Origin of the sequence: Parashewanella hymeniacidonis (assembly GCF_016900895.1) — a bacterium.
GTDB classification, from domain to species: domain Bacteria; phylum Pseudomonadota; class Gammaproteobacteria; order Enterobacterales; family Shewanellaceae; genus Parashewanella; species Parashewanella hymeniacidonis.
Window position 1 is genome coordinate 22,403 of record NZ_JAFEUN010000054.1, and the last position, 9,561, is coordinate 31,963.

9 protein-coding genes are annotated in these 9,561 nt (G+C 40.8%); 4 read left to right on the top strand and 5 right to left on the bottom strand.

Going from position 1 to position 9,561, the window contains the following annotated elements; translation table 11 throughout:
- Positions 1–94 precede the first annotated feature (94 nt).
- On the top strand, positions 95–1,045 hold the full coding sequence (locus JQC92_RS11995) for a DUF808 domain-containing protein (RefSeq protein ID WP_204999879.1): 951 nt from the start codon (positions 95–97) through the stop codon (positions 1,043–1,045).
- A gap of 4 nt (positions 1,046–1,049) precedes the next feature.
- On the opposite strand, the gene JQC92_RS12000 is transcribed toward JQC92_RS11995, so the two are convergent.
- From JQC92_RS12000 to JQC92_RS12020, 5 genes are all read right to left on the bottom strand, one after another.
- On the bottom strand, positions 1,050–2,483 hold the full coding sequence (locus tag JQC92_RS12000) for a protein adenylyltransferase SelO (protein WP_204999880.1): 1,434 nt from the start codon (positions 2,481–2,483) through the stop codon (positions 1,050–1,052).
- 51 nt (positions 2,484–2,534) lie between these two features.
- Positions 2,535–3,023 carry an AraC family transcriptional regulator gene (locus JQC92_RS12005; protein WP_204999881.1) on the bottom strand — a complete coding sequence of 163 codons (489 nt, stop codon included), beginning with the start codon at positions 3,021–3,023 and terminating at the stop codon, positions 2,535–2,537.
- A gap of 64 nt (positions 3,024–3,087) precedes the next feature.
- The gene (locus tag JQC92_RS12010; RefSeq protein WP_204999882.1) at positions 3,088–3,669 is read right to left on the bottom strand and encodes a 5-formyltetrahydrofolate cyclo-ligase; all 582 of its coding nucleotides are present in this window, start codon (positions 3,667–3,669) and stop codon (positions 3,088–3,090) included.
- 55 nt (positions 3,670–3,724) lie between these two features.
- Entirely contained in the window at positions 3,725–4,126 is a 402-nt protein-coding gene (gene erpA, locus JQC92_RS12015; protein ID WP_129948016.1) for an iron-sulfur cluster insertion protein ErpA, read from the bottom strand.
- Positions 4,127–4,230: 104 nt separating this feature from the next.
- On the bottom strand, positions 4,231–5,028 hold the full coding sequence (locus tag JQC92_RS12020; protein WP_204999883.1) for a DUF6776 family protein: 798 nt from the start codon (positions 5,026–5,028) through the stop codon (positions 4,231–4,233).
- Positions 5,029–5,066: 38 nt separating this feature from the next.
- Between JQC92_RS12020 and JQC92_RS12025 the strand changes: the two genes are divergently transcribed.
- The 3 genes from JQC92_RS12025 to hemL all read left to right on the top strand — a co-directional run bounded on the left by JQC92_RS12025 (position 5,067) and on the right by hemL (position 9,271).
- Positions 5,067–6,794, top strand: a complete 1,728-nt coding sequence (locus JQC92_RS12025) for a chloride channel protein (protein ID WP_204999884.1) — start codon at positions 5,067–5,069, stop codon at positions 6,792–6,794.
- Between the two features lie 155 nt (positions 6,795–6,949).
- Positions 6,950–7,963 carry an aspartate carbamoyltransferase gene (locus JQC92_RS12030; protein WP_204999885.1) on the top strand — a complete coding sequence of 338 codons (1,014 nt, stop codon included), beginning with the start codon at positions 6,950–6,952 and terminating at the stop codon, positions 7,961–7,963.
- A gap of 24 nt (positions 7,964–7,987) precedes the next feature.
- On the top strand, positions 7,988–9,271 hold the full coding sequence (hemL, locus tag JQC92_RS12035; RefSeq protein WP_204999886.1) for a glutamate-1-semialdehyde 2,1-aminomutase: 1,284 nt from the start codon (positions 7,988–7,990) through the stop codon (positions 9,269–9,271).
- Positions 9,272–9,561: the final 290 nt, after the last annotated feature.

The window sequence follows — 9,561 nt, forward strand, 5'->3', positions numbered from 1 at the left end:
ATTAATAAATTGGCAATAGTATACCTGTTTTATTTAGAAAAAATGATAAGTGGGTTAGGATATTGAGCATCAATTGTATTTAAAAGGATTTACTATGGCTGGTGCAAGCCTACTAACCCTACTCGATGACATTGCGACCATTCTTGATGATGTTGCTGTTATGAGCAAAGTTGCTGCAAAAAAAACAGCAGGCGTATTAGGTGATGATCTAGCGCTCAATGCTCAACAAGTCACCGGGGTGAGTACCGACAGAGAACTTCCGGTTGTCTGGGCAGTTGCCAAAGGATCTTTTAAAAATAAACTAATCTTAGTTCCTTCTGCACTACTCATCAGTGCATTTATTCCTTGGTTAGTCACGCCATTATTGATGCTTGGTGGCTTATATCTGTGCTTTGAAGGCTACGAAAAAATTCATGAAAAGCTGTTTCATAACGACGAACCCAACAGTGACGATGAAAATGACCTTAAAAGCAAGCAAGCCAACTTAAGCGACGAGGAACTCATCGAATATGAAAAAACAAAAGTGACCGGAGCGATTCGCACTGATTTCGTACTTTCGGCAGAAATCATTGCGATTACACTTGGTGTTGTGGCTCATGAAGACATAATTACTCAGGCTTCTACACTGGCTATTATCGCCATCATCATGACAATAGGTGTTTATGGCCTAGTTGCTGCCATTGTTCGAATGGATGATGCTGGCGCTTATTTGTTGAGAAAGAATGCACAACAAAAGATTGGAGTACTGGGTAAATATCTAGGAGTTCTACTGTTAAACTCGGCACCAAAGCTAATGAAGTTTCTCACTTTTGCGGGAACCGTTGCAATGTTTATGGTTGGCGGCGGTATCATTGACCATGGCGTTCATATTCTTAATGAACCTATCCGTTATGTGAACACTCTTTGGCAATCTATTCCTGCTATTTCAGGCTTCATGAGTGCAATCACACCAAGCTTATTACATACCGTTTTAGGGGTTATTGTTGGTTCAATTGCACTGGCAAGTATCAGCGTAACAAAAAAATTATTTTCATCTAAAACTTAGGTCTCTAGGTTCCGCAAAATGTCTGGTAATGAAGATTAAATTCGTGATCAGACATTTTGTAATTTTCTGCTATTTCAGTGTCTTGATATGGCGCTTTAAGAACCTTTAAAAACGCCATTACAGCGTCGGGCTTCCCCGTTGCTTCACACTCTTCGATTATGCCTTCAACAATATGATTTCTTGGAATAATCACAGGATTCGCTTTTCGCATGAGTTGCTGAACATTGTCAATTTCATTTTCATCAAGCTCGTTACTCCATAGCTTAACCCAATCTCCAAGCCTCTCAGTCACAAGTTCAAGAGCTTTGTTGCACGTAAGTGAGCGAGTCAATAAGTCAAAGGTTTCCGTATAATCCAGTTTGTGCTCTAGCATTAAGCTTGTCAGTGTCGAAAGTAATTCATGGTTTATTGTTTTTAAGCCCAGCTTCTGATGCATCATTTCCACATAAGTTTGATTAAATTTATCAGAAAAACCATCGATTAATATCTGCATTGGTTCAAGTAAATCATTATCATCATTTGTGAGTTGAAGCAGCGCCTCAGCAAACCTCGCCACATTCCAGTGAGCAATTTGTGCTTGGTTTCCAAACGCATAACGACCGTTTCTATCAATCGAACTATATACAGTTTTAGGATCGTATGCGCCCATCATAGCGCAAGGGCCGTAATCGATGGTTTCACCTGAAATAGCAGTATTATCGGTATTCATAACCCCGTGGATAAATCCAACTCTTAGCCACTGAACGACAAGTTCAATTTGCTGTTCAATCACACTGGCGAGTAACTGAACATATTTATCTTCTTTTTGTTGAAGTACTTCAGGGTAGTGACGCTCAATCGTGTAATCAGCCAAACGCCTTAATGACTCAATATCACCTTTTGCAGCAAAATACTGAAATGTGCCCACTCTAATGTGACTTGAAGCAATACGAGTAACAACAGCGCCTTCATGTTGGTTCTGGCGATAAACGCTTTCTCCGGTTTTAGTTACCGCTAAACAACGAGTGGTAGGCACTCCCAAGTAATACATAGCTTCACTCATAATGAACTCGCGTATTGCTGGGCCTAATGCACAACGTCCATCACCATTTCGAGAAAAAGCACTTTGACCAGAACCCTTGAGTTGCAGATCCCAACGGTTACCTTGTTCATCCAAAATTTCACCCAGAAGATGTGCCCTGCCATCGCCAAGTTGTGGATTAAAATGTCCAAACTGATGCCCTGCATACGCCATCGAAAGTGGTTTTGAACTAGGAAGTTGTCTGCTACCCGAAAAGTAATGAGCTTGCTCAACCTCAGAATTGAATTCGCCGCTCAAGTTTAATTGCTCTTCGACTTCTGTATTCCACAAAAACAAAGACGGGCTTCTAAAAGAGGCAGGAGAGTTAAGCTCGAAAAAGCGCTCTCCAAGCTCAAGGTAGGTATGAGTAAGCTGCATGAATGTGTCGTTTTAAAGTATTGTTATTCCGACATTGTATCACTGATTGATTTAAGTAATCTCTTCAATCGCCTTCAATGGTACATAGATATCGGTAACGATATCGTCTACGTGTTGCACTGCTCCCGGCAATACAACGTAGTGGAAAAAACAAGGTTCTTCCGTTCTAGACTCACCGCTCGCAGGAAGCCAGTCATCAATAAATTCTCTGAATGTTTTAGATAGAGTCTCATAACTGCCGGTATGTCTAGCTTTTGCGTAACGTCCACCAGCAATGACGCCATTCCTCACATCATAATAGTTTTCTGGTACTGCATGACTTACTGAACCACCGATATCAAAGCGGAATCCTTTATCACCAACTTCATCAGGATCCGTTACAAAGATTCCGTAAGAATTAGACTCTTTTATTGGTGAATAGCCAGTTTCAAATCGCCAAAGGTCGAACTTAATTGCAGTATCTCCAACATCGGCAGGTTCACCTTCATGTGGAATGAAAGCAATTGATTCCTCTTCTAAATTTACGATTTCAACTTCCATCATCTACCTCGGCGGCTTGGGTTTCTCCGTTTAGTATAGATAGAAACTAAAAATTTACTTAAATTTAAAAGCTATATGTATAAACTTTTTCTGGCGTTATAATTTGCCTCAGTGGGACATCCCAAGACTCGACAGGTAAGCTCGTTAGCTTTTGACATTCAAATGCAAAACCGGCGACTTCTACTGAGTCTGATTCTCTTAAGGATGATAAAGTTCGATCATAGTATCCCCCGCCCATTCCCATACGATTACCAAAATGATCAAACGCGACTAATGGAGTGAAGATCACGTCTAACTTAGAAGCTGGGATCAATTTTGTGACATCTAATTTAGGTTCAGATATCCCATAATGATTTTTGACCATGGGTGATGTTGGTGAGTATTCAATAAAAACTAAGTGACCATCACAGAAAGGGTGCAAAACGGGAACGTAGATTTTTTTTCCTAACTTCCACAGTGTTTGAATAAGTGGCTGAGTATCCAGTTCACCATCATGAGTAAGATACAAAGCAACGTCTTCCGACTTGATGGTCTCTAACCAATTGACGGCCAACAATGAGGCTTTAGATGCAAAAACGTGTTGTTCAGACTGTGAGATTGCTTTCCTTTTTTCCCTAACGGATTTTCTTATTGCGTTTCTATCCATAAATACTCCAGGCACAAAAAAGCCGGACTTAATCCGGCTTATTAATCTGCGAAACTTAAATTGAGAAGCTAGCCCCACAACCACAAGTTGTTGTGGCATTTGGATTGCGAACAAAGAACCGTGAACCTTCCAAGCCTGAAGTGTAATCAACTTCACCGCCCATCAGATATTGAAGACTCATAGGATCAACCACTAAAGAAACACCTTGTTTCTCAATCATGAAATCACCATCGTTGCTTTTCTCATCAAAAGTAAAGCCATACTGGAAACCTGAGCAACCACCACCTGTAACATAAACACGAAGTTTAAGTTCTGGGTTTTCCTCATCTTCTAGCAGTTCTTTTACCTTGCTTGCAGCTTGGTCAGTAAATTTAATTGGCAAGCTCGCATCAGCTTGATCTTCATTTTGCTCGTTTGGCTCAATTTCTTGAACGACCGCTTCAGTTTGTTCCGTCATTAAAACCTCTTACATCACACATTTGTGGGACGCGTTCAGTTAATTATTCTCATACTCATAAGTATAATTATCTAATACCTTAGTGAACTGTTCAAGTATTCTGCTCAAGAAGCTGGAACTTCACCTTTAGTGACTTGCTCAACACCTTTTTGTTGCTTCTTCATATATTCCTCTATGGCTTGCTGAGTTTCATCGGCAAGCAGCTTCTTCAAATCAAAAGTGCGTTCAGTTTCTTCTGCGCTAGACCAACGAGTCGCAGGCACTTTTACCTTCACCTGAACTTCTTTCCAATCTGTGCCAACCGGTAATGACAATCTAGCTTCTAACATCTGGAAAAATCGAAACTTAAACTTAAACTCATTTGCAACAAGTTTATTAATTGATTGAGTGACTTCTTTACCATCCTTTACCCCAATCAAGGTCAGCTCAGCAAAACCAGCCAGTGAACGACGACGCTTTTTTTGTTGAGTAAGGATCAAAGTCAAATCGTGTTGACCATCTACAATCGATGGTTCGAACGTTAAATCATGGATACTGACACCTTGAGCTGCTTTTTCTGGCGCCATAATGCTTCGATAAAATGCTAACTCCCTCTCTAAATCCTTTAGCTTGTTTCGTTGCTCAACAAACATGATTTCCATATTGGCATTCGCTTGTTTCTCAAGCGTAATTTCAAGATTTTTGCTGGCTAGATCCTGCAAGTGATTACTGTTCTCTTGCTTGAGCTTCTCAAGTTGTGCTGACTTTTTCACTTTGACAGGTAAAACATCTTGATAAGCATGATAGCCAAGTGCACCAATTAGAAACGAAATAATAACAACGATAAATAAATATCGATTGATAGGAAGATAATTACGTTCTATCACTTGCAGGCGGTTTCGCCAACGCTCATAATTTACCATTAGCTTTTGCTCAAAAATTAAAGGATTAGGTTTATTTAGTGCATTCTACATTAAAAGCGATAATTAATTCTCATAGAATTTCCAAAGCACGTCAGTACTTAACGGTTGGTTTGCGCAATCACCTTTCTGAAGGTAAAACGAGTATTCAACTTTGTCTGCTAGCATTACTGTTTGCACTGATTGCATCTGGAATAATTATCCTTTTTAGACTTTTATTGAATGCCTCTTTTCACTTTACCGAACTTAAACATATTGACCTGAGAGACAGTCTCTGGGATTGGCGGTATTACTTACCGATTTTAGGGGCTATTGTGATATGGCTTTTAGCCCGTTATACCAGTTCGAAACGCTACAAACGGACGGGTATAGCTTATGTGTTGCATCGCTATAAACTCCATTATGGGAAGATCCCACTTCAATCAGCTCCTGGACAATTCTTTCAAGCTCTAGCAGCATTGGCCTCTAATTTTTCTGTAGGACGTGAAGGCCCAGCGATTCATTTGGGCGCAGTAAGTGCTAGTGTACTAGCAGAAAAATTTAATCTTCCTGACAATAGCGTCAGGATCATGTGTGCCAGCGGTATTGCAGCAGGTATTTCAGCCACCTTCAACGCCCCCTTAGCAGCAGTAATTTTTGTATTCGAAGTCATTATTCGTGAATACCGCATTCACTATTTTTTCCCTATTCTGTTATCAGCGGTATGTGGTGCAGTTACTAGCCGTCTGGTATTTGGGAATGTGCACGAATTTGATCTTATCCAAGTCATTCATATTCCATTGAGCCATTATCCAGTCCTATTGATTGGTGGGATCATTCTCGGCTGTTATTCTGCATTTTTTAACTTTTCACTTTTAAAAATCACCAAATTGAGCCATGAGTGGCCTTTGTACACCAAGTTTCTTTTGGCAGGTGTTATCACAACCATTATTGGGTTATTTTTACCTCATGCATTAGGCAGTGGTGACTTAGCGATTAATCTCGCCATAGAGAATAAAACGGCAATATCTTTATTGATAGCCTTATTACTTGCGAAAACACTGGCAACCGTTTGTGCTGTCGGCTTGAGTATTCCGGGTGGTCTTATTGGCCCCCTTTATGGAATCGGTGCACTTTTAGGTGCGATATTAGCCTTAATCAGTGCGATGTTATTTCCTTCGAGCATTCCCTACATTGGCCTTTATACCGTGATTGGAATGACGGCAGTGATGGGGGTTAGCCTTAGCGCCCCGCTTGCAGCATTAGTCGCACTCTTAGAACTAACAAACGATGTATCCATCATTTTGCCTGCGATGTTTGTAACCATTCCAGCTTTCTTAACCGCTTATCAAGGGTTTAATTGCCGTTCAATATTTTTTAAACAGTGTGAAATGATGGGGCTAGGCTATAAAGTTCCCCCTCTGAACTTAGGACTGCAAAAAACTGGCGTTAGAGCCTTGATGGATTCTCGTTTATTAGTCGTCAATCAAAATGGTGAGTTGCTGCTTGAAGTGATGAAACGTGCTAAAGGTCGACCTGTTTTAAGCCGAACAGAAACAGGGCACGTTGAAATGCTCAAGCTTGAATTTCAAGCTGATGGTGAAAATACGGTACTTTCATCCCATCCCGTCAAACTTTTACCTGATACAGCATCTGTTGATGAAGCCTATAAACTTCTTGCGATAAAACGAAGTGGCGAGGTTGCTATTTATCAAGGCAAAAAAGATAACTTAGTTGGCCTCATCAGCTGGGCACACTTACAACAAGAAATAAGAAAAGGCCATGTTTAGCCTCAAATGAAAATACACTTAAAACATGCAGCGCCCTCTGGACTCAGCTTTTCTAGGTTTAACAACTGACTAAGCTTTGGTACAATTGCGCCTCAGCCAACCCTACATAATAATTTGGCAGTAAATACTGCCCCAAGCAACTGGAATACAGGCTGATGACACATTTAGAAGGACAGCACATCCTTTCGGTTAATCAATTTAACCCAGATACAATCAACACTATTTTCTCTGTCGCAGAACGTATGCAACCTTATGCATTACGTCATAGAAGAACGAATGTTCTCGAAGGTGCCATTTTAGGTAACTTATTCTTTGAGCCAAGTACACGTACTCGAGTCAGCTTTGCCAGCGCCTTTAACCTATTGGGCGGCAGTGTTTCTGAAACCGTCGGTATCGGTTCATCTTCGTTAGCTAAAGGCGAGTCACTGTATGACACCGCAATGATGATGGCGACCTATTCGGATGTTATTGCTATGCGTCATCCACAACCGTTTTCAGTAGAAGAGTTTTCAAAAGGCAGTACAGTACCCGTAATTAACGGTGGTGATGGGGCAAATGAACACCCGACCCAAGCATTGCTTGATTTATTTACCATCAAAAAAGAACTCGAATCAAAAGCTAGAAATATTGATGGTATGCACATCGCTTTACTCGGCGATTTAAAACATGGCAGAACCGTTCATTCATTGTCAAAGCTGTTAGCGCAATACAAAAATATTCATTTCAGCTTATTAGCACCAAACGAGCTGCAAATGCCTCCATATGTAGTCGATGAAATAACAAATGCAGGTCATCAAGTGTCAATACACGACTCAATTGAAGGTCATGCTGCAGGTGCTGACATTTTGTATCAAACCCGAATTCAAGAGGAACGTTTCCCCTCACAAGATGAAGCGAATAAATACCGTGGTAAATTCAAACTTAATAAAGCAATTTATCAAGGCCACTGTAAAGACAGTGCGGTAATTATGCACCCTCTTCCTCGTGATTCTCGCTCAGATGCTAATGAGCTAGATAACGATTTAAACGATCATCCGAACTTGGCGATATTCCGTCAAGCGGACAACGGCTTGCTTATTCGTATGGCTTTATTTGCACTCACGCTGGGTGTTGATAGCCAGCTTGAGCAATATGAACTACCAGTAAACTGGTATTCACGCAAAGGCTAACTTAAATTTTAGAAGGACAAATCAATGACCCGTTCTGATACGCTGTTTGAACAGGCTAAACAAAGCATCCCTGGCGGTGTTAACTCTCCAGTGCGTGCCTTTAATGGTGTAGGCGGTACTCCTCGCTTTATTGATAAAGCAGATGGCGCTTATGTTTATGACGCTGATGGTAATGCATATATTGATTACGTTGGTTCATGGGGTCCTATGATTTTAGGTCATAACCACCCTAAAATACGCCAAGCTGTATTAGATGCAGTTCAGAACGGTTTATCATTTGGTGCCCCAACAGAACTTGAAATCACCATGGCTGAGAAAGTCATCGAAATGGTGCCATCAATGGAACAAGTTCGAATGGTAAGCTCAGGCACTGAAGCCACAATGAGTGCAATTCGTCTTGCTCGAGGCTTCACTAGCCGTGACAAAATCCTTAAGTTTGAAGGCTGCTATCATGGCCACGCTGATTGCTTATTAGTGAATGCTGGGTCAGGTGCACTTACACTAGGCCAACCTAGTTCTCCTGGGGTTCCTGCTGATTTTGCAAAGCACACACTCACGGCGACATACAACGATATCGATTCAGTTAAAGAACTGTTCGAAACATACCCTGAAGATATTGCTTGTATCATTCTTGAACCTGTTGCAGGTAACATGAACTGTATTCCTCCTGTGGATGGTTTCTTACAAGACTTACGTGATGTCTGTGACCAATATGGGGCACTTCTTGTTATCGACGAAGTGATGACTGGCTTCCGTGTTGCAAAAGCAGGTGCACAAGCTCATTACGGCGTAACACCAGATCTAACAACTTTGGGTAAAGTCATTGGTGGCGGTATGCCAGTAGGAGCTTTTGGCGGCAAGAAAGAGGTAATGCAGTACATTGCGCCAACAGGTCCAGTTTACCAAGCTGGTACGCTTTCAGGTAACCCAATAGCAATGGCTGCAGGTCTTGCACAAATGGAAGCCTTGGAAGAAGAAGGTTTATATGAAGAGCTAGCTCGCAAAACGAAATATATTGCTGAAGGCTTGAAAGCATTAGCTAACAAGCACAACATCCCAATGGCAATTAACTATGTTGGTGGCATGTTTGGTTTCTTCTTTACCGAAGAACAAAACGTTACTCGCTTTGACCAAGTTACTAAGTGCGATATGGAACGTTTTAAAGCTTTCTATCACGGCATGCTTAACGAAGGTGTTTATTTAGCACCAAGTGCTTATGAAGCAGGTTTCTTATCTATGGCGCACGATGATGCTGCACTAGAAAAGACACTTGAAGCTGCTGATAAGGTATTTGCGAATCTAAAATAGATAGCTTTTAATCATTTAAGCGGTTTTCAACCTAAAGCCGCTTTTTCTAATTCATGAACAACTTTAAGCCAAAAACTAATAATATCTTTAGTTTCAAACGCATATCTCTTCACTTATCTATTTATCTTATCAATAACAATTAATAAAATGTAACCATTCACCAAGCTCCTCTTGTTTTTTGTGAAACAAGTCACTTGATCTAACATTGTTACTTGAACGATCTTTTTATGGTGTTTTTATGTACACATGAAAAAGAAAAAATGCTTCGAGAAAGATGCTCCACAACCTGC

Excerpts from the sequence above, each read along its gene's own strand:
- erpA (WP_129948016.1), bottom strand. The coding sequence starts at position 4,126 with ATGACGGAACAAACTGAAGCGGTCGTTCAAGAAATTGAGCCAAACGAG.
- JQC92_RS12030 (WP_204999885.1), top strand. The coding sequence starts at position 6,950 with ATGACACATTTAGAAGGACAGCACATCCTTTCGGTTAATCAATTTAAC.
- JQC92_RS12020 (WP_204999883.1), bottom strand. The coding sequence starts at position 5,028 with ATGGTAAATTATGAGCGTTGGCGAAACCGCCTGCAAGTGATAGAACGT.
- hemL (WP_204999886.1), top strand. The coding sequence starts at position 7,988 with ATGACCCGTTCTGATACGCTGTTTGAACAGGCTAAACAAAGCATCCCT.
- JQC92_RS11995 (WP_204999879.1), top strand. The coding sequence starts at position 95 with ATGGCTGGTGCAAGCCTACTAACCCTACTCGATGACATTGCGACCATT.
- JQC92_RS12010 (WP_204999882.1), bottom strand. The coding sequence starts at position 3,669 with ATGGATAGAAACGCAATAAGAAAATCCGTTAGGGAAAAAAGGAAAGCA.
- JQC92_RS12005 (WP_204999881.1), bottom strand. The coding sequence starts at position 3,023 with ATGGAAGTTGAAATCGTAAATTTAGAAGAGGAATCAATTGCTTTCATT.
- JQC92_RS12000 (WP_204999880.1), bottom strand. The coding sequence starts at position 2,483 with ATGCAGCTTACTCATACCTACCTTGAGCTTGGAGAGCGCTTTTTCGAG.